The organism is Bifidobacterium biavatii DSM 23969, assembly GCF_000741165.1.
Taxonomy (GTDB): domain Bacteria; phylum Actinomycetota; class Actinomycetes; order Actinomycetales; family Bifidobacteriaceae; genus Bifidobacterium; species Bifidobacterium biavatii.
In genome coordinates this window covers 33,727-53,999 of the sequence record NZ_JGYN01000011.1, presented here as the reverse complement: position 1 = coordinate 53,999, position 20,273 = coordinate 33,727, and the positions used below count along the sequence as shown (strand labels likewise).

General features: G+C 65.1%; 13 protein-coding genes, 1 tRNA gene and 1 rRNA gene. 10 read left to right on the top strand and 5 right to left on the bottom strand.

The window, feature by feature from the left end; translation table 11 throughout:
- Positions 1-40 precede the first annotated feature (40 nt).
- Together rrf and BBIA_RS05255 are read left to right on the top strand one after the other, a co-directional pair.
- Positions 41-157 (top strand): 5S ribosomal RNA (rrf, locus tag BBIA_RS05260).
- Between the two features lie 95 nt (positions 158-252).
- Entirely contained in the window at positions 253-504 is a 252-nt protein-coding gene (locus BBIA_RS05255) for a hypothetical protein (RefSeq protein ID WP_033494340.1), read from the top strand.
- An 86-nt stretch (positions 505-590) separates the two neighbouring features.
- On the opposite strand, the gene BBIA_RS05250 is transcribed toward BBIA_RS05255, so the two are convergent.
- Positions 591-995, bottom strand: a complete 405-nt coding sequence (locus BBIA_RS05250; protein WP_033494341.1) for a DUF4235 domain-containing protein — start codon at positions 993-995, stop codon at positions 591-593.
- Positions 996-1,166: 171 nt separating this feature from the next.
- On the opposite strand from BBIA_RS05250, the gene BBIA_RS05245 reads away from it, so the two are divergent.
- A complete protein-coding gene (locus BBIA_RS05245; RefSeq protein WP_033494342.1) occupies positions 1,167-1,856 on the top strand; it encodes a histidine phosphatase family protein in 690 nt (229 codons plus the stop codon).
- Between the two features lie 207 nt (positions 1,857-2,063).
- On the opposite strand, the gene BBIA_RS05240 is transcribed toward BBIA_RS05245, so the two are convergent.
- The gene (locus BBIA_RS05240) at positions 2,064-3,839 is read right to left on the bottom strand and encodes a glycoside hydrolase family 13 protein (protein WP_033494343.1); all 1,776 of its coding nucleotides are present in this window, start codon (positions 3,837-3,839) and stop codon (positions 2,064-2,066) included.
- 360 nt (positions 3,840-4,199) lie between these two features.
- Here BBIA_RS05240 and BBIA_RS05235 point away from each other — a divergent pair, with 360 nt between their 5' ends.
- The 3 genes from BBIA_RS05235 to BBIA_RS05225 all read left to right on the top strand — a co-directional run bounded on the left by BBIA_RS05235 (position 4,200) and on the right by BBIA_RS05225 (position 6,954).
- Positions 4,200-4,565: a YccF domain-containing protein gene (locus BBIA_RS05235; RefSeq protein WP_033494344.1), complete on the top strand. Its 366-nt coding sequence runs from the start codon at positions 4,200-4,202 to the stop codon at positions 4,563-4,565.
- A 245-nt stretch (positions 4,566-4,810) separates the two neighbouring features.
- Positions 4,811-4,893: transfer RNA gene (locus BBIA_RS05230), tRNA-Leu, on the top strand.
- A gap of 345 nt (positions 4,894-5,238) precedes the next feature.
- Positions 5,239-6,954, top strand: a complete 1,716-nt coding sequence (locus BBIA_RS05225; RefSeq protein WP_081892051.1) for a gamma-glutamyltransferase family protein — start codon at positions 5,239-5,241, stop codon at positions 6,952-6,954.
- Positions 6,955-7,118: 164 nt separating this feature from the next.
- Here the strand turns inward: BBIA_RS05225 and tgt are convergent, their stop codons facing one another.
- A complete protein-coding gene (gene tgt / locus BBIA_RS05220) occupies positions 7,119-8,420 on the bottom strand; it encodes a tRNA guanosine(34) transglycosylase Tgt (protein ID WP_033494345.1) in 1,302 nt (433 codons plus the stop codon).
- Positions 8,421-8,667: 247 nt separating this feature from the next.
- Between tgt and BBIA_RS05215 the strand changes: the two genes are divergently transcribed.
- From BBIA_RS05215 to htpX, 4 genes are all read left to right on the top strand, one after another.
- Positions 8,668-10,665, top strand: a complete 1,998-nt coding sequence (locus tag BBIA_RS05215) for a S1C family serine protease (RefSeq protein ID WP_051923809.1) — start codon at positions 8,668-8,670, stop codon at positions 10,663-10,665.
- Positions 10,666-11,057: 392 nt separating this feature from the next.
- On the top strand, positions 11,058-13,520 hold the full coding sequence (locus BBIA_RS05210; protein WP_033494346.1) for a heavy metal translocating P-type ATPase: 2,463 nt from the start codon (positions 11,058-11,060) through the stop codon (positions 13,518-13,520).
- 61 nt (positions 13,521-13,581) lie between these two features.
- The gene (locus BBIA_RS05205) at positions 13,582-15,042 is read left to right on the top strand and encodes an FAD-dependent oxidoreductase (protein ID WP_033494347.1); all 1,461 of its coding nucleotides are present in this window, start codon (positions 13,582-13,584) and stop codon (positions 15,040-15,042) included.
- A 300-nt stretch (positions 15,043-15,342) separates the two neighbouring features.
- The gene (htpX, locus tag BBIA_RS05200) at positions 15,343-16,296 is read left to right on the top strand and encodes a zinc metalloprotease HtpX (RefSeq protein WP_033494348.1); all 954 of its coding nucleotides are present in this window, start codon (positions 15,343-15,345) and stop codon (positions 16,294-16,296) included.
- 12 nt (positions 16,297-16,308) lie between these two features.
- On the opposite strand, the gene BBIA_RS05195 is transcribed toward htpX, so the two are convergent.
- Positions 16,309-18,285, bottom strand: a complete 1,977-nt coding sequence (locus BBIA_RS05195) for an ABC transporter ATP-binding protein (RefSeq protein ID WP_081892049.1) — start codon at positions 18,283-18,285, stop codon at positions 16,309-16,311.
- The gene (locus tag BBIA_RS05190; protein WP_081892047.1) at positions 18,278-20,191 is read right to left on the bottom strand and encodes an ABC transporter ATP-binding protein; all 1,914 of its coding nucleotides are present in this window, start codon (positions 20,189-20,191) and stop codon (positions 18,278-18,280) included. The genes BBIA_RS05195 and BBIA_RS05190 overlap by 8 nt, the downstream gene beginning before the upstream one ends.
- Positions 20,192-20,273 lie beyond the last annotated feature (82 nt).

Sequence of the window (20,273 nt, the reverse complement as noted above, 5' to 3'; positions counted from 1 at the left end):
GGTTAAACGAGCATGCTTGTTTAACTGTTAATTAAAGATTTGCGGCGGTCATGGCCCAGGTGAGACGCCCGGCTCCATTCCGAACCCGGAAGCTAAGGCCTGGCACGGCAATGGTACTGCACCCGACAGAGTGTGGGAGAGTAGCACACCGCCGCATCAACACATATGAATGGCCCCGGTCGAGCACAATGCTCCCGAGGCCATTACCATACCCACACCAAACATTGCATCATTTGTATTACGGTTACTACCATGCACTACTTCGTTCCCAAGCGCTGTACCGAATCAAACAAAATCATGTATCACGACAAGGCGCAGGCGGAACAAGCCGCCGACCAAAGCTTGCGTGAGCGCGGCGCGGAACTGTGGGTATATCGCTGCGAATACTGCGGCACATGGCACTTGACGCATCGCGATCCGAACAACAGTTATCGCGCGGTGCCGCTCAACCAGCAGCTTAAGCCGCACTCACGCAAGAAAGGCTACAAACCGCGCCGCCGATAGTCGCGATGGCCATAACCGGTCGCGGCTTTCGACCAGAGCCGAAGTCATACGGCGCACGATTCCGCGACGATGCGGCCGTTCGACCGTCAGTCGTTCCGGCGACGGTGACGACGATCGACAATCGCCTGCGAACCGCGATCGGACAGCTGAGACACCGCTGCGCCGACCGCCGACGACAGTGCGGAAAACAGCACGCTCATCATCAGGCTTTCCTTCTCGTCGACCACGCCGTCGCCGAGCGAACCGGCACCGGCTGTGCCAGCCGGCATCGCGGCCTTGCGATTGCGGCCCACACTGCGATTCCACGCAAACGTAAACAATTTGCCGGCAACGAAGCCGGCGACGGACGGCAGGGCGAACTTCAGCAACTTGTCGCCGAGGGAATCGGGATCGTTGATCCGCTTCGCGCGCATGGCATCCACCTTCTCGTTGATCTTGTCGAACACGGCGATGATCTGATCGGCGGTCGACTCTGCCTGAACATCGGTCATGCTCAACATTATTTGGCGAGGTAACGACGCGGGCCACGGCATGTCTGTGCATGCGACGCGACAGCACACGGCTGCATCCATCGATGCGCTCCCATGTCCATGCGGAACATGCCGCCGCAAAAAGAGGGCAAACCGATGCGAAAGCCATGCGACGTGAGTAGAGTGAGTCATATGAGTCAAACGAACAGTGGCAAGGCGGCCGCAACCGGACAGTTGGTGCTCCTGCGGCATGGGGAAACCGCATGGAGCGTCTCCGGGCAGCACACGGGACGCACCGACATTCCCCTGACGGCAACCGGCGAAGAACAGGCGCTGGATGCCGGCAAACGTATTCGCAGTCTATTCCCGGAAGGGTTTGACGACGATTGCATGTTCGCCAGCCCGCTCAAACGTGCGCAGCAAACCGCGCGTCTGGCCGGCTTCCAGCCGCAGACGCTGCCGGCGCTGGCCGAATGGGATTACGGCCGTGCGGAAGGCCGCACGCGGCAGACCGTGGCGCAGATGCACGGCGGCTCGTGGGACGTGTGGCGCGACGGGCCGGACGCGCTCGACCCGTCCATGGAAGGCGAATGGGAGGAGACGCTGCCCGGCGGCGAACGCATCACCGTGCACAACGGCGCCGGCGAATCGTTGCAGGACGTGTACGAGCGCGTGCAGCTGGCCATCGATCAGGCCATGCCGCTGCTCGAGGACGGACGCAACGTGCTGTTCGTCGCGCACGCGCACGTGCTGCGCGTCCTGACATCGCGCTGGCTGGGCGTCGAGCCGCAGTTCGCGCGGCTGCTGCGCCTCGACACCGCGCACTATTCGATCCTGTCCGTCTACAAGGGCGACCGCGTGATCGAACGCTGGAACTGCTGACGTACATGCGTCTGCAGGCACGAGTCGTCCAAGATACGTGCATGCCAACGCATGCTGATTGACAACATGCTCACCGCGGCAAACGCTGGCCTGCCGTCGTGCACGGCATCGCCGATATCGTGCACGATGCAAGCCGACGTTTGCCGCCTGACGTTCACTGTTACACGCACTGTTACACGCATGCGCGTCCGCATGCGTGCGACATCGCTACTGCAGCAGCCAGACGGACGCATCGGACGGCAGCAGGCCGTCGACCAGCGGCACCGACGCAAGCACCGGTTCGCCGGACGGCAATTCGATCGCGTCCACGCCGAAATTCGTGACGTTAACGAACGCGCGGCCGTCATCATCCGTGCTCGGACGACGATACGCGATCACGTCATCGCCCAACTCCAGCCAATCGAACGACGACACGTCGCCGGTGGCCGTCAGCAGGCCGGCACGCAACGACATGACGCGGCGATACAGATTCAGCATCGACCCGGCATCGCGATCCTCGGCATCGGCAGCGTAATCCTTGAACCACAACGGCTGCGGCAGGTGCGGATCGGCCGCATGCGAACCGTCCGGGCGCGTGGCCGGCGAAAAACCGAACGAGGCGCCCGTACCGAACGCGTGCTCGGCAGCCGGCGCGGGCGACCAGTTCGCCACGGCCGGCACGTCCGTCGAATCCCACGGCAGCGGCACGCGGCAGCCGTCGCGGCCCTTGTCGGTGAAATTGCGCCGCGAGTTGAACGGCGTCGGATCCTCGAGACGATCCCACGGGATGTCCGCAACCTCCGGCAGACCCAGCTCTTCGCCCTGATACACGTACACCGAACCCGGCAGGCCCATTTCCATGAGCACGGCGGCGCGGGCACGGCGCGCGCCCAGCTCGCGATCCTCCTCGTACGTGCCGCCGTTGCGCAGCAGCCAATCGTGCGCCAGCTGGTGATACGGAGTGCGCGTCACCTGCGGCAGGCCGTAACGCGACGGGCTGCGCGGCACATCGTGGTTGTTCATCACCCACGTGGTCGTCGAATCGCCCGTCTCGGCCGCCGCATCAAGCCCCTCGGCGATCGCCGCGCGCATTTCGCGCACATCCCAGTTCGCCTTCGCGAACTCAAAATTGAACACCTGGCCGAGCTCGTCGGTGCTCGCGTACAGATGCTGGTGCTCCGGCACCACCCACGCCTCGCCGACTGCAAACCTTGGCGGATCGTACTCGTTGAAAATCTCTCGCCACTCGCGGTAGATGTCGTGCACTTCCGGGCGATCCCACAGTGGGCTCGTGCCGTCGTGGCACAGGCCGTCCTGCACGGTGTCCGCCGGCATGTCCGCGAGCGGGACGCTGTCGAGATCCTTGGCGAGGCCGTGCGCCACGTCGATGCGGAAGCCGTCCGCGCCGTGGTCGGACCAGAAACGCAGCGTTTTCGCGAATTCCGCGTGGATGTCCGGATTGTTCCAGTTGACGTCCGGCTGCTCCTTGGTGAAGATGTGCAGGTACCACTGGCCGTCCGGCACGCGCTCCCACGCGGGGCCGCCGAACATGGCCTGCCAGTCGTTCGGCGGCAGTTCGCCGTGCTCGCCGCGGCCTTCGCGGAAGATGTACCGGTCGCGTTCGGGGGAGCCGGGAGCGGCGGCGAGGGCGGCCTGGAACAGCTTGTGCTTGTTTGACGTGTGGTTCGGCACGATGTCGACGATGATCTTGATGCCGGCCTCGCGCGCGGCCGCGGCCATCTCGTCGAAGTCGTCCATGGTGCCGAGACGCGGGTCGACGTTGCGATAGTCGATCACGTCGTAGCCGCCGTCGGCCAGATCGGACGGATAGAACGGGCTCAGCCAGATCGCGTCCACGCCGAGCGCCTTGAGATACGGCATTTTCTCGGTGATGCCGGCGATGTCGCCGAGGCCGTCGCCGTTTACGTCCTTGAAGCTGCGCGGATAGATCTGGTAGACGACCGCCTGCTTCCACCAGTCGTCGCGTGCATTGTTCGCCGTCATTGGAGGCTCCTTCCGTCCGCTGGATGCCGGGGATGCGCGGGGATCGCGCGTGCGCGTCCCGTCTTTATGCAAACGATAGCAGGAGGGATTGGCGATTCGGGCGATGACAAATCGTGACGGAATGCCGGATTGTCACTGTAAGGCGGATTGATGTGATGCGCATGATGCGCGTGATGCGTGGCGTGGGGTCGAACGGACGAGACACAGCGGTCCGATGAACGCGAGTCGACGCGGGAAACGGCCGTCGAGCCCGCCCGTGCGGCGCTGATGATGACGATGAATGATCCGGTCCGTTGATTCAGGGGAAAATCAGTGGTTTCCCGGACCGTTGCGTGTGGGACGGCGTGACAAGATAAGTGCATGAGACTTTTAGGCAATATCCTGTGGCTGATTCTGGGCGGACTGTTCCTGTCGCTGGGATGGGCGATCGTCGGGCTCGTGCTGTGCGTGACGATCATCGGCATTCCGCTGGGCATCCAGGCATTCAAAATGGCCGAACTCACGCTCACGCCATTCGGCAAGACCGTGGTGTATCGGGGCGGCGTCGGCTCCACGCTGGCAAACATCGTGTGGTTGGTGCTGGTTGGCGTGTGGATGGCGCTCGGATACGTGGGCGCCGGCCTGCTCAACTGCGTGACGATCATTGGAATCCCGTTCGGCATCCAGTCGTTCAAGATGGCCAAGCTGGCGTTGTGGCCGTTCGGTGCGGACATCGTGTCGTTGTGATGAAAGGTATATGGCTGCGCTCGCGGGGTGGAGTCGTGCGCGCTGGGGTGAACCGTTGCTGTCGAATTATGCGGCTGTGCGCGCGGGGCGGAGACGCTGCCAGATCGGCTGTGTTGCGGTGGCCGGCGATAGGTTGCGCAGCGGCTTGTGCATCGGTTTGACGGGACATGATTTCCGTTGCAAAATGGCGCGACACGCCGAAGATTGTGCAATCGCGGATATGGGTGTATCTTAATCGATTGTCTGCGAGTGTGGCGGAATGGTAGACGCGCTGTCTTCAGGTGGCAGTGAGTGTATGCTCGTGGGGGTTCAACTCCCCCCACTCGCACGCAGGGATGAAAGCCCCGAACCGTTGAAATACCAACGATTCGGGGCTTTTCTGTATCTGCCGAACGAGGGAAAATGTGCCATAAAATGTGCCACAATTTCAGGCGTTCAGGCTGCGCAATGTGTTGTTCATTCGGTCGGCCACGTTGTCTAAGTCGGCATCGAACAGGTTGGCGTACACGTCCAAGGTCATGGACCCCCCACGTAAAACCCCACAATTCAGCGTATCGTGCTGTCTGCATCCGGCCACGTTGTCTGGATCGGCAGACTATAGGCGTGACCGTGTTCGGACTACAGAGAAGGTACGTGGCTGCGGTTGGGCCGTCATCGGCGCGATAATGGATGCATGGCAACCGTGAATTTCGACCCGCTCGCCCAGCGGTATCCGTCCCAGCGCTTTCCCATCTACGCGAACCGGGCCATGGTCAACTGCTCCGAACCGCAGGCGTCGGCCGCCGGCCTGCAGGTCATGCTCGAGGGCGGCAACGCGTTCGATGCTGCGATCGCGGCGGCGGCCGCGCTCACCGTCGTCGAACCGATGTCCAACGGCCTCGGATCGGACGCGTTCTGCATCGCGTGGAGCGCTCGCGAACAGCGTCTGATCGGCCTCAACTCAAGCGGCCCGGCGCCGCGCGGCATCTCCATCGACCGGGTGCTCGCGGACGGCAACGCGACCGCGGACGGACGCATGCCGCGCTTCGGCTGGACACCGGTCACCGTGCCGGGCGCGCCCGCCGCATGGGCTGCACTCAACGCACGCTACGGCAGGCTCACACTGTCCGACGATCTCGCACCGGCCGTCGACTACGCACGCAACGGCTACGCTGCAAACCCGAATCTCGCGTACTGGTGGCGGCGTTCGGCCGATGTGTATCGTCGGGAGAACGCCGACGGCCGGTTCGACGAATGGTTCCGCACATTCACGCGCGGCGACGACCAGCGCACGCCGCGCGCTGGCGACGTCGTCACGCTGCCGGATCACGCCGACTCGCTGGCCGACATCGGTGCGACGAACGCGCGCTCGTTCTACGAAGGCGACCTAGCGCGCGCGATCGACGTGGCAAGCCGCGCGGCCGGCGGCTACCTGCGATACGACGATCTGGCCGCATACGCACCGCGTTGGGTCGACCCGATGCGGCTCGACTACCGCGACGGCTGGCAAGTGTGCGAAATCCCACCGAACGGACAGGGCATCGTCGCGCTCATGGCGCTCAACATCCTGCGCAACTTCGACATTACCGGAACGGACCGCGCGCTCGCGTACCACCGGCAGATCGAGGCGATCAAGATCGCGTTCGCGGACGCGTTCGACGTGGTCACCGATCCGGACGACACGGATGTTGATTACGCGCGTTATCTTGCTCCCGAATACGGCGAGGAGAAGGCGCGGCTGATCGGCGAGACGGCCAAGGTGCGCACGACGCGCACACCGTCCACGTCCGGCACCGTGTACCTGTGCTGCGCGGACGGCGAAGGCAACATGGTCTCGTACATCCAGTCGAACTACATGGGATTCGGGTCGGGCATCGTCGTGCCCGGCACCGGCATAGCGTTGCAGAACCGCGGCGCCGATTTTGCGCTCGACCCGTCGCTTGCGAACGCTCTCAAGCCGGGCAAGCGCACGTATCACACGATCATTCCGGGATTCCTGATGCGCGACGGCCGGCCGGTCGGACCGTTCGGCGTGATGGGCGCGTACATGCAGCCGCAGGGCCACGTGCAGGTCGCGATGAACGCGATTGACTTCGGCATGGACCCGCAGCAGGCGCTCGACGCGCCGCGCTGGCGGTGGGATCGCAGCAACGCGACTCGCGTGGAGACGCGGTTCGATCCTGTGATCGCACGGGAGCTGGCCCGACGCGGGCACGAGATGAGCATGAGCCTCGAAACGGCCGACTTCGGCCGCGGGCAGATGATCATGCGCGTCGGCGACTGGGACGCGGCAACCGGCGATGCGGCAATCCGTGCGACGGACGATGCGGCGTCCGGCTCCGGCTGGGGCGGGCGTGCGCTGGTCGGCGGCACGGAATCACGCACCGACAGCAACATCGCCTGCCTGTGACGAGGTAATCCCGCGACAGATAATCTCGCGCCTGCGGTCCCGTCGCGGTCCTATCTGCAACCCTGCCGACGGCATACCACGAGCCGCCGTGCGGCCCGGATCACGCGACGATCCCACCCGAGAACAGCCACGGGATCGTCGCGCGTTGCGGCGGCTGTACGGTTTCAACCGCGCGAGCCGCGCGCGTAGAAGCGGGCGAGCGTTTCGTCGCGGAACTCGTCGAAATAGCCGCCGTCGATCGACGCGCGGATGTCGTCGAGCAGCTTGATGAAGAAATGCTCGTTGTGGATCGTCGCCAGCGTGAACCCGTTGAACTCGCGGGCGCGCAGCAGATGATCGACGTACGCGCGCGAATAGTGCGTGCACGTGTAGCAGTCGCAGCCCTCCTCGAGCGGGCCGAAATCGAACTTGAACTCGGCGCGCTTGACGTTGTAACGGCCGTCGCGCGTGAAGATCGCGCCGTTGCGGCCGCAGCGAGCCGGCGCCACGCAGTCGAACGTGTCACCGCCGTTCTCCACGCACGCGAAGATGTCGTCCACCGCGGCGATGCCGAGCACGTGGCGCGGCCGGCTTTCCGGCATCGCGTCGCAGATCCACGCGCACGTGTCGCCGATGATCCGCTTCTCGATCGCGCCGCCGATGCCCACGCCGTCGAAGTCCAGCGACGCGATCTGCTCGGCCGCATGCCGGCGCAGATCCTCGTAGTTCGCGCCCTGCACCACGCCATACAGCGCCTGATACGGCTTGCCGAGCCGCGCCTCGGTCAGCCGCTGATGCTCGGCGACGCAGCGCTGCGCCCAACGATACGTGCGCTCGACCGACTCCTCCTGATAGCGGCGCGTGTTCATGAGCGTGGTCAGCTCGTCGAACGCGAACATGATGTCCGCGCCGATCTTGTGCTGGATACCCATCGAAATCTCGGCGGAAAAACGGTGCAGGGAACCGTTGAGCGGCGACTTGAACGTCACGCCGTCCTCGTCCACGAACGCGAGGCGCTCCTTGCCATCCGCGATCACATCGTCCGACTTCATGCCGGTCACGTCCATCGCCAGCGTCTTCTTGAATCCGGCGCCAAGCGAGAGCACCTGGAAACCGCCAGAATCGGTGAACGTCGGGCCGTCCCAGTTCATGAACTTCGCCAGGCCGCCGGCGGCGTCGAGCACGTCCTCGCCGGGGCGTTCGTACAGGTGGAAGGCGTTCGACAGCATGCACTGTGCGCCTGCCTCGCGCATCGTCTCGGGCAGTACGGCCTTCATCGCGGCCTGCGTGGCGACCGGCACGAACGCGGGCGTATGGATGTCGCCGTGAGGCGTGTGCAGGATACCGGTGCGGCCGTAGCGTGCGCCGCCGCGGCCCTTGCCGTCCGCCGCATCGGGCAGACGCGTGATGGTTTCAAAGTTGAACGCGCTGCGATCGCCGGGCTTGCCGGGCTCGGCGCCGCGCGGATGATCCAAAAGACTCGTCATACGCTTCACTCTAGGCGAAGTCCGGTAGGAAGCTCAACCGGATGGTGCGGATTGACCCTTTGCCCGCAAACGGGATAGTGGGGCCGGAGCGCGCCGAGCCGTTGCGAGAATCGAAAGACAATTCGATTATTCCTTCCAACAAACATTCAGGAAACTTCCAGAGCGAGAATCTTTACTCTTAGGTAGCAGTTCACCGGGCCGGCCGCAAGGGGCAGACGAAAGCCCGGCAACAACCTAAGGAGCAACAATGGCTGAAGAGAACAACAACTGGTACGCCAACGGCGACCAGAACGCGCAGCCGCAGCATGCCGACGGCGCGAGCAACACGACTTCCACCTCCAACACCAACGACACCAACGAGCAGCCCACCGTGGCGCTGCCCACCACGCCAGACAACGGCGAACAGCCGACGGTGCAGATGGCACCCGCCTCGGCCGCTCCGGAATCGCCGGTGAACGATGCGCCGAACTATGCGGCGGCCGCCGGCGAAACCACGGTCGTCTCCAATGCCGGCAACGGTTCGACGGGCACGGCTCCGCAGGACCAACCCGCATCCGAAAGCGCTTCCGGCCCGTACCGTCCGGCACCGGAGTACGGCGCGTATGGCCCGACCCCGACCCAGCCGGCCGGTTCCGCTCAGCCGCAGGGCCAGCAGAACCCGCAGTCCCAGCCGACGCAGCCGTTCGGCGGCCTGTTCGGCAGCAATCCGTTCGGCCAGCAGGGACAGCCGCAGAATCAGCAGAACCCGCAGCAGGGCGCCCAGCAGAACGGTGCCAACCGCAACCCGTACGGCAACCCGTTCCTCGCCGGCCAGCAGCCGCAGCAGGGTGCGCCGAACCAGCCGCAGGGCGGCTATCCGCCGATGCCGCCGTTCGGCCAGAACCCGCAGGGTCAGCCCGGTCAGCCGGGCCAGCCGGCTGGCAAGTCCGGTGCCAAAACCGCCAACGGCGTGGTCGTCGCGGTCGTCGCCGCGCTCGTCTCCGCTGCGCTGTGCCTCGGCATTGGCTGGAGCGCCATCACCTACGGTTGGGTGACCGTGCCGACCAGCAGCTCGCTGTCCAGCGTCAGCTCCAACAAGTCCGGTTCCGGCTCGGCCACCACCAAGAGCGGCGAGGCCGTCGACTGGAAGACCGTGGCCTCCGACGTGTCCGACTCCGTGGTGTCCATCCAGACCACGCTGTCCAACGGCACCGCCAAGGGCTCCGGTGCGATCATCGACACCGAAGGCCACATCGTGACCAACAACCACGTGATCTCCGGCGCCCAGTCGATCGAAGTCACGCTCGCCAACGGCAACATGTACAACGCCACGCTCGTCGGCACCGACACGACCACCGACCTCGCGGTCATCAAGCTGCAGAACCCGCCGAGCGACCTCAAGGCCGTCACGTTCGCCGACTCCGACGAACTCGCCGTCGGCGAGGCCGTCATGGCCATCGGCAACCCGCTCGGCTACGACGACACCGCCACCACCGGCATCGTCTCCGCGCTCAACCGCCCGGTGACCGTGACCGACGACAACAACAACGAGATCTTCACCAACGCGGTCCAGATCGACGCGGCCATCAACCCGGGCAACTCCGGCGGCCCGACGTTCAACGGCGCCGGCCAGGTGATCGGCATCAACTCGTCCATCGCGTCCACCGCAAGCTCGTCCGAATCGGCCGGCTCGATCGGCATCGGCTTCGCCATCCCGGCGAACCTCGTCAAGCGCGTCGCCAACGAGATCATCAAGAGCGGCTCCGTCAAGCACGTGGCGCTTGGCATCACCGTCACCACCGACACGGCCACCGCCGACGGCGTGACCCGCTCCGGCGCGAAGATCACCGCAGGCACGTCCGGTTCCGCGGTCGTCTCCGGCAGCCCCGCCGACAAGGCCGGACTGAAGTCCGGTGACACGATCGTCGCGTTCAACGGCAACGCGGTCAACAGCCACTACGCGCTGCTTGGCTACGTGCGCGCCGCGGCGCTCGGCGACAAGGCCACGCTGACCATCGTGCGCAACGGCAAGACCATGGAGGTCGACGTGACGCTCGACCAGGAGGAGTCCGCGGTGAACGGCTCGTCCAGCTCGTCGAACGGCAACAGCAACGGCAACTCGAACGGCAACAGCCAGAACAACCAGAACGGCAACGGTTCGAACGGCTACGGATACGGCAACGGCTCCGACGGCAACTCGAACGGCAACAGCGACGGCGGCACCGGCGACAACGGCGGCCTGACCGATCCGTTCGGCATGTGGTAAACCGCAGGGCCGACGGTCAGGGAAACTGACAGTCGCGCGAATTGACAAAACGACCGTAAGTGAGTCGGGATCACGATGATCCCGCCGACTTACGGTCGTTTTGTCATGCCCATACGGCTGTGCGCGAACGGTACGGCACGAACGCGGACTCAGTGGCAGACCGAAGTCGCAGGCCTCGGGTATGATGAAAACGAACAACTGAATATGTCATCTTTACGCCGTGTATCGGAAGGGTGCGCGAGGCGGTCCAGCGTTCAGCGGGCTGCCGGGCAAAGCCGCCGGTGGGTTAACAAGGCGTGACCGAACCGCCGATCGAGGCCGGTCACGCGACTGCATACCCGCGTTCGCACCGCCGCCACGATCGGCCCGTATGCGAGCGTAAGGAGCGTGTGATGAGAGAGCTCATCATCAGATTCTTCAAAGCTGTCCTCCGCATCTGCCGACTCGTGCCGATGCTGCCCGTGGTCGTCGCGTCGGCCGTGCCGCTGGCGTTGCTGGGGGAGTGGCGTCCGTGGTTTGCGGCCGGCAGTGCGATCGGTTTCAGTGCCGGCCGCGTCGCCGGCGCCGGTGTCGACGCGGCGATCGGCGACGTCGCGGCTCCAATTGATCCCGTGCATCTGCCGATCTTGGGCGATCCTGGCGTGGGCCAGTGGCTGATCATCGCGCTGGTATTGGTCGTCGTATTCGACACGGTCCGCGGCATGATCGACGACATTCGCCACGGCCAGGTCGGCGTCGACCTGCTGGCCGTCGTCGCGATTCTGTCGACCGTCGCCGTGCACGAATACTGGGCGAGCTGGGCGGTCATGCTCATGATTTCGTCCGGCGAGGCGATCGAGGAATACGCGCAGGCCAAAGCCGAACACAGTCTGACCGCGCTGCTGCAGGCTGCGCCGCAGACTGCGCACGTGGTTTCGCTGCCGGGCGTGGGACGGGGGCAGCGTGACGGTATGCCGAGGACGTCCGGTACCGGGGATGGCATGCGTTCCGCTGTGTCCGATGACGGCTTCCGACGAGTGAACGGGGCGCCAGGGGAGACCGGTGCCGTACCGGCAGTCGATCTGCGAGGATCGGGGCCGCGGGGGCGTGCCGGCGCGGCAGACGGCTCGGTGCAACGGCGCAATGCGACCGCGGCTGGGCGCGATGCGGTCTGCGCCATCACCGGTCGGCATCCGCAAGAGTGCGGCCCGGCCGTGCGTCAGTCCGATATCGCCGTGCGTCGGTCCGCTACGGCCTCCGCCGATAGCCGTGAAATCGCGGACGCGCGGCATCTGCGCACCATTCCGGTCGACGACGTGCGTGTCGGCGACGTGATCGTCGTGCTGCCGGGCGAAACCGTGCCGGTCGACGGCGAACTCATGTCCGTTTCCGCCACGCTCGACCTGAGCGCTATCAACGGCGAACCGGTTCCGCGCGAAGTGTTCGCGGGCGCTCGCGTCATGTCCGGCGCGGTCAACGGCGCGACCGCGCTCACCATGCGCGTGACCAAGCGTGCCGCCGACTCGCAGTATCAGCGTATTCTCGCGCTCGTGACGTCCGCGCAGGAGTCGCGTCCGGCTGTCGTGCGCACGGCAGACCGGCTCGCCGTGCCGTTCACCGTGCTGTCGCTGATCATCGCCGGTGTTGCGTGGGCCGTGTCCGGCGTGCCGACGCGATTCGCGCAGGTGCTCGTGCTCGCGACGCCGTGCCCGCTGCTCATCGCCGCGCCGGTCGCGTACATCGCCGGAACTGGGCGGCTCGCGGCGGCCGGCGTGCTCATCAAAACGCAGGACGTGCTCGAACGGCTCGGACAGGTCACGCACGTGTTCTTCGACAAAACCGGCACGCTGACCGTCAAGCAGCCGCAGGTCGTGCGCGTGGACATGCTGCCGGGGGTTGAGACGCGGCTGGATGAGGACCATGTGCTGATGATGGCCGGCGTGGTGGAAGGATATTCGGTGCATATCCTCTCGCGCGGCATCGCGAAGGCCGGGGCGGCCGCCGCGGCGAGGCTGCACGCGCGGTTCGCGGACGGACAGCGGGAGTGCGATGATGCCGCGGCCAGTCGGGCGTTCGGGCTTGGGCATGGGGCCGATCTGCCGGTGGTGAAGGACGTGCGCGAGGAATCGGGACGCGGCATATGCGGAACGGTGAACGGGCATGCGGTGCGCGTCGGGCGGCTGTCGTTCGCGGACGCGCGCGATGATGGATTCCAGCCGGTGGCCGCGGCCGCCGCATCACAGTCACAGGAGGCCACGCGCGCGCGATTCGGCATGCTGGCGCCGGACGAAATGGCGTCGTACGTGTCAATCGACGGACAACTGATCGCGCGCATCGTGCTGCGCGACGTGCCGCGCGCGAACGCCAAAGCCGCGCTCGCCGCACTGCACAGGCTTGGCGTTTCCAAGCTCACCATGCTCACCGGCGACAAGCGCGCTTCGGCGGAAATCATCGCGCGTGAAGTGGGAATTGACGAGGTGCACGCCGAACTGTTCCCGGAGGACAAGGTCGCGGCGGTCAAGGCGGCCACGCCCGTCACGATGATGGTGGGCGACGGTGTGAACGATGCCCCGGTGCTTGCCGTGGCGGACATCGGCGTGGCCATGACCGACGGCACGTCCACCGCCGCCTCGGAATCCGCGCAGGTGGTCATCATGAACGACGACATCGCCGCCGTACCGCAGGCCATTGCGATCGCCCGCCGCACCAAACGCGTGATGCTACAGGCCGTGCTGCTCGGGTTGGGCCTCGCGGTGGTTGGCATGGTCGCCGCCGCGTTCAACCTCATTCCGGTGGTGATTGGCGCGTTCCTGCAGGAGGCCATCGACGTGGTGAGCATCCTCTGGGCCCTCACGGCCCTGTTCGACCGGGAATAAGGGAACAGGCCACCGAAAATCACTCTTTCCCGATTCGGCGGCTTGCGATAGGCTGGAACGCGTGACTGAATCTTCGAATACCAACGAGAACGAACTGCGCATCGCAGTGATCGGCGCCGGTCCGGCCGGCGTGTACTCCTCCGATATTTTCCTTCGCCAGCTCAAGAAGCTCGGCGAGGAACTCGGCCTCGGCACCAAGGCCCGCATCGACCTGTTCGAGAAGCTGCCCGTGCCGTTCGGCCTGGTCCGCTACGGCGTGGCCCCCGACCACCCGTCCATCAAGTTCATCGCCGACGCGCTCGAGAAGACGCTCGACAACCCCGACATTCACCTGTACTGCGACGTGGAATTCGGCAAGGACGTCACGCTCGACGAGCTGCTCGCCCGCTACGACGCGGTGCTGTTCGCCACCGGCGCGGTCAAGGACAAGCCGCTCGGCCTGCCCGGCGCGGACCTTGACGGCGTGTACGGTGCGGCCAAGTTCGTCGAGTGGTACGACGGCTATCCGACCGGCGCCCGCGAGTGGCCGCTGACGGCCGAGAACGTGGCCGTGATCGGCGGTGGCAACGTTGCGATGGACGTTGCCCGCGAGCTCATGCGCAACGCGGACGACCTCAAGGCCAAGACCGACATTCCAGACAACGTGTACGAGGGCATCCAGCGGAACAAGGCCAAGGTGCTGCACCTGTTCATCCGCCGCGGCGTCGCGCAGGCGAAATTCAGCGTGCAGGAGCTGCGCGAGATGGAGAAGCTGCCCGGCGTGCAGCTCATCATCAACGAGGACGACTTCGAACTCGACGACGACACCATCGAGGTGGCCGGCAAGGACAAGCTCACCCGCCAGATGGTCGAGGAGCTGTTCACGATCCGCGAGATGGCCGAGGACATGGAGGACGACGGCGACGTCGACTTCGAGGGCAATCCTGCCGACCGCAAGTACTACGTCCACTTCAACTCCGCCCCGACCGAAATCCTCGGCGAGGACGGCAAGGTCAAGGCGATCCGCGTCGAGCGCACCGAAACCGGCGCCGACGGCAAGATGCATCGCACCGGCGAGTTCACCGACTACCCGGTCGAGGCCGTGTATCACGCGATCGGCTACAAGCCGGCCGAAGCGCCCGGCATCGTGTACGACGAGAAGGGCGCGCATCTGGCCAACGCGAACGGCGACGGCCGTATCACCACAGCCGCGGACGGCGGCGAAGTGCGCGAACGCCTGTACGCGACCGGTTGGGCCAAGCGCGGTCCGGTCGGCCTGATCGGCTCGACCAAGTCCGATGCGCTGATGATCGTGACCAACATGCTCGAGGATCTCGCCAAGGCTGCGGAAGGTGGCCGCGTGGCGGCCGATCGTGACCCGGAGTCCATTGACCGACTGCTGGAAAGCCGCGGCATCAAGCCGATCGACTTCGCCGGCTGGAAGAAGGTCGACGCGTTCGAGCGCGCGGAAGGTGCGAAGGAAGGCCGCGAGCACAAGAAGGTCATTGACCCGGAGCAGATGCGCCAGCTTGCGCACGCGTGATGCTGTGCGGTGCTGCGCGGTGCGATCAGCAGGACGAGATCGCGGTGCGCGGCCGACGTGGTAACGGCTTGTTGAACGAGCTGTTCTCGAACCGCCAATGACAGTGCGGGGCGGAGGATGTGATTCCTCGCCCCGCACTTTTGTTGTTCGGCTTGTTGGTTTGGTCTGTTTCGACGAGCTTGCCGGGTTCGTCGTCGACGTGGCGATGTCCAACGCGCCGATTCCGCCCGTAGCGGATTGGGCGCGCCCGTCCGGCTTCCGTCCAGCCAACGTACAGACAGTGAATTTACTGTGAGCATTATGACTGGCAAACTGCGGGTGCACGGCCATTGCAACGGCCTGAAAACAACGCTGTTGTTCGCGTTGATGTGGGGCATCATCATGCTCATCTGGTGGGCCACGGGCGGCCAGCGCGGCACGTTGAGCTTCTACATCGTCATCGGCCTGGCCACCACGTTCGGCTCCTACTGGTTCTCCGACAAGCTCGCCATCGCGTCCATGCGCGCCCGCGAAGTGTCCGAAGCGGAGGCGCCCGCGCTGTATCGCATCGTGCGCGAGCTGAGCGCGAAGGCCGGCAAGCCGATGCCGTGCATCTACATCGCGCCCACGATGAGTCCGAACGCGTTCGCGACGGGCCGCAACGAGCGTCATGCGGCGGTGTGCTGCACGCAGGGCATCCTGCAGATGCTCAACGAACGCGAGATTCGCGGCGTGCTCGGCCACGAGCTCATGCACGTGTACAATCACGACATTCTCACGTCGGCGATCGCGTCCGCAATGGCGACGGTGATCACGTACCTCGGCTATTCGCTCATGTATTTCGGCGGCGGTTCACGCGACGACCGCGACAACGACGGTGGCGGCGCGCTCGGCGCGGTCGGCGTGCTGCTGAGCATGATTCTCGCGCCGATCGCCGCGTCGCTGATTCAGATGGCGATTTCGCGCACGCGCGAATTCGACGCAGACGAGGACGGTTCGCGCCTGACCGGTGACCCGGAGGCGCTCGCGTCCGCGCTGAACAAGATCTCGTACGGTGCGGAGGCGAATCCGATGCCGCAGACGGCGGGCACGCAGTCGGTTTCGGCGATGATGATCGCGAACCCGTTCTCCGCGGAGGGATTGTTGAAGCTGTTCTCGACCCACCCGCCGACCGACCAGCGCATCGCGCGTCTGATGCAGATGGCGCAGGAGATGCGCGCCCAGTCGATCGGCATGAACGCCGGCTACGCCCAGCAGCCGCAAGTTCGCTACTGAAAGCCGAATCGCTTAGTTGCTGGTGGTGTAGTACTGGGCTTGGGCGTGCCAGAGTTGGTGGTATTTGCCGGCCGGCTCGTTGACGAGTTGCTGGTGGGTGCCGTATTGGACGATGCTGCCGTGGTCGAACACGGCGATGTCGTCGCAGAACTTGCACGAGGACAGGCGGTGGCTGATGTACACGGCGGTTTTGTCGCCGGCGATCTCGTCGAACTTCGCGTAGATCTGCGCTTCGGCGATCGGGTCCAGCGCGGCGGTCGGCTCGTCCAGGATGATGAACGGCGCGTCCCGGTACAGGGCGCGCGCGATCGCGATCTTCTGCGCCTCGCCGCCGGACACCTGCACGCCGTGTTGGTCGAGTTCCTTGTACAGGCTCGTGTCCAAACCCTGCGGCATGGAGGCGAGCCGGTCGCCGAAATCGGCCTTCACGAGGCAGTCGGCGGCGAGCTCCCGGTCGTAGCGGGCCGCGCACGCCACGTTCTGCCCCAAGGGCAGGGCGAGCAGACGGAAGTCCTGGAAGACGACCGAGAAGATGCGCAGGTACTCGTCGTACCGGTACTTGCGGATGTCGATCCCGTTGAGCAGAATCTCGCCCTCAGTCGGATCGTACAGGCGGCACAAGAGCTTGATGAACGTGGTCTTGCCGCTGCCGTTCTCGCCCACCACCGCAAGACGCGAGCCGACCTTGAACTTCAGATTCACGTGCCGCAGCGCCCACTGGCCGGCCGGTGCGTTCGGATAGCGGAACGACACGTCGCGGAACTCCACGTCGTACTGCCGGTCCGCGCGCTTCTCCGTCGTGAGCGAACCCTGATACATCGTGTTCGGCGTATCAAGAAAATCGAACACGGTCTTCAGGAACGGCGCGTTGTTGCGCACGCGGCCGATCGACCTGAGCAGTGCGGACAAGCCGGTGAACGTCGTCGTGATCGCGCCCACGTACTGCGTCACCGAACCCACGCCGAACGCGCCGCCCCACGCCTTCAGGCACACGAACGCGTACACGAAGCCGATCAGCATCGTGGAAATCGCCACGGACAGCGACTTCCACAACGTCAGCGGCCACAGCACGCCGCGCATCGCGGGGGAGTGCGCGTCGAACGAGTTGTTCGCCCGCCAGAACGGGATTGCGACGCGCTCGAACTGGCCGTACATGCGGCAGTCCATTGCGCGCTTGTCGTTCGCGAACAGGGCGCCGAAGAAACTGAACACGCGGTTGCCGAACCGGCCGGCCTCCGCGAAATTGACCCAGAAATGATCACCGTATTCGTAGCAGGCGGACGACAGTGCGATGTCGCCCAGCAGCACGGCGACCATCAGCACCGCGCACCACGGGCTGTTCAGCAGCGTCAGCCAACCGCCGTCCGCGGGCACGGGTGACGTGAACAGCGACGCGGACAGCGCGACGCCGCCGGCGATCTGGAAGACGGCCGGCAGCGCGTCGTTCAGTATCAGCATGCTTTCCGTCAGGCCGCGGCCGGTGAAATTGTCGTTTTGGCGGATACTGGACACCGTGTCGTACGTGCGCTGGTCGTCGGCGATCGGAAAGTCGAGATCCATGAGCTTGTCGGCGACCGGCAGCTTGCCGTTGACTTCGGACATCGCGTCCTCCGCCTGCTTCCAGTGATGGCAGGCGGCGCTGGCCAGTGCGAGCACGACCGTGGTCGCGAGGATGAGGATCACCCACGAACGCAGGACGTTCGGATCGCGTCGGCCGGCCAGTTCGTTGATGAGCTGCGCGGAGAACCAGATGGTCGCGTATGGGGCGGCTGCCTTGCACAGTGCGTCCAGCACGGTGGCGACGAACCAGTTGGGTTGGAGCTTCCACCAGATGCCGATCGCGCGCAGTTCGTAGCGCCACGGTTGCGGGCGAGCGGCGGGCTGATGGTCGATTGCGTTGGTTGTGCTGGTGCTGGGCGTGCGGTTGTCCGCCTCGCCGGATGTGGTTGCGTCCTTGCGGGACGTTGTGGTGTCGGTTTCGTCACTCATTGCTGTCGGCCTTCTTGACTGTCGTGTCGGTCGCGCCGGATGCTGCGTCTGCCGTACCGGCGTTGGTGTTCGCGTCCGTGTCGTCTTGGTAGTACTTGCTTTGCACGTTGAAGAGCTGCGCGTAGTCGCCGCCGGCGGCGAGGAGCGATTCGTGGGTGCCTTGTTCGCTTATGCGCCCGTTCTTCATGAACAGGATGCGGTCGCAGAAGCGTGTGGAGGCGAGCCGGTGGCTGATGAACACGCTCGTGCGGCCCGCGGTCATGCGGTTGTAGTGCTCGTAGATGTCGTTCTCGGCGATTGGGTCGAGTGCGGCGGTCGGCTCGTCGAGCAGCAGGATCGGCGCGTTCTTGTACAGGGCGCGGGCGAGCATGAGCCGCTGCGTCTGCCCGCCGGACAGGTCGACGCCGTCCTCGTAGATCTGCCGTCCGATGTGCGCGTCCAGACCGCCGGGCAGGGACATGACTTTCTCGGTCAAGCCCGCCTCATTCAAGCAGGCGCGCACGCGGTCGCGGTCGATGCCGTCGAGTCGTTGGGCGACGTTTTGGGCGACGGTCGTGTCGAGCACGGAGAAGTCCTGGAACACGGCCGCGAACAGCGTGTAATAGTCGCGCCGGTTGTACTCGCGGATGTCATGCCCGTCCAGCAGGACGCGGCCCGCGGTCGGGTCGAGGAAGCCGCACAGGAGCTTGATCATCGTGGTCTTGCCGGCACCGTTCAGGCCGACCACGGCGATCTTCTCGCCCGGCCGGATCGTCAGGTCCACGTCGTGCAGCGTGTCGCGGTCCGCGCCCGGATATCGGAACGAGACGTGGTCCAAACGCAGTTCGTACACGTGACCCGGCCGCGCGGCGAGACGCTCCCCGCCGTCCAAATCGTACGGTTCCGGCCAATCGAGAAACTCGCGGATCTGCGCAAGTTCCAGGCTCTCCTTGTTCAGTTCGGAACACTGGTCGAGCATGCCGGTGATCCACGTCGCGAACCCGCCGACCGCCGTGAAATACAGCAGGAACCGCGACGCGGGCAGTCCCTGCGCGAGTGTGAGCCAAATCAGATACGCGTACGCGACGCCGTTGCGTGCGAACGTGAGCACCACATCGATCACGTTCGCCCACACGGTCGTGCGCTCGCGATGCGCGTAAAACGCGCGCAACGTGCGCATCGCGCCCGCGCGCAGCTCGACGATCCACGGACGCAGGCCGAAGATACGCAGATCCTTCGCATAGTCGCGTCCGCTCGCCGCACTCTGCAGATAGTCGAACCGGCCGAACGCCGTCTGCTCCTCCTCGCGATGACGATAACCCCACTCGTTGATGCGCTTGCCGGACAGGTAGCTCGCCACGGCCGTGACCAGTACGAGCGCGATCAGCCAGCCGTTCAAACCGGACAGCACGGTCAGGTAGATCACGAAACCGATGACGTTGGTGAGCAGTTCGGTGTACGTGGTCCACACCTGTTCGCTCGCGGTGTTGTTGCCCGAGCATGATTGCGTGGACTTGCGTTCCTTCGCGCGGAACGCCGCGTCCAACGTGTTGATGTACGACGTGCTTGCGGTTTTCAGCCCGATCTTCTCCAACAGCCGGATGCGCACGCTGATGCGGCCGAGCGACGTGTACGTTTCGCACAGGTCGTGGCCGGCCGCCAGCAGCACCAGCAGCAGCGTGAAACCGACGATCGCCAGCAACAGGCTGTTCAGCGGCGCGTGTGTTTCGATCTGGCGCAGGATCACCGGGGCGACGAACATCTCCACCGTCGTGCGCGTGGCCGCCGCCACGGCCAGCACCACTGCGAGCACCGGCACGCTGGGCACCGATTCGCGCGCCAGGCGCAGCATGAACTTGGTGTTGTCCCATATGGAGTAGCGCCTGCGTTCTGGTGGTGCGGCGGGGGTGCTGTTCGTTTCAGTCATCACTGATCCTTTCGCTCATCTACCATCCAGTGATAGCCCGCGATCGCACGCTGCGAGCGGAATCCGTGACGAATCGTCGAAA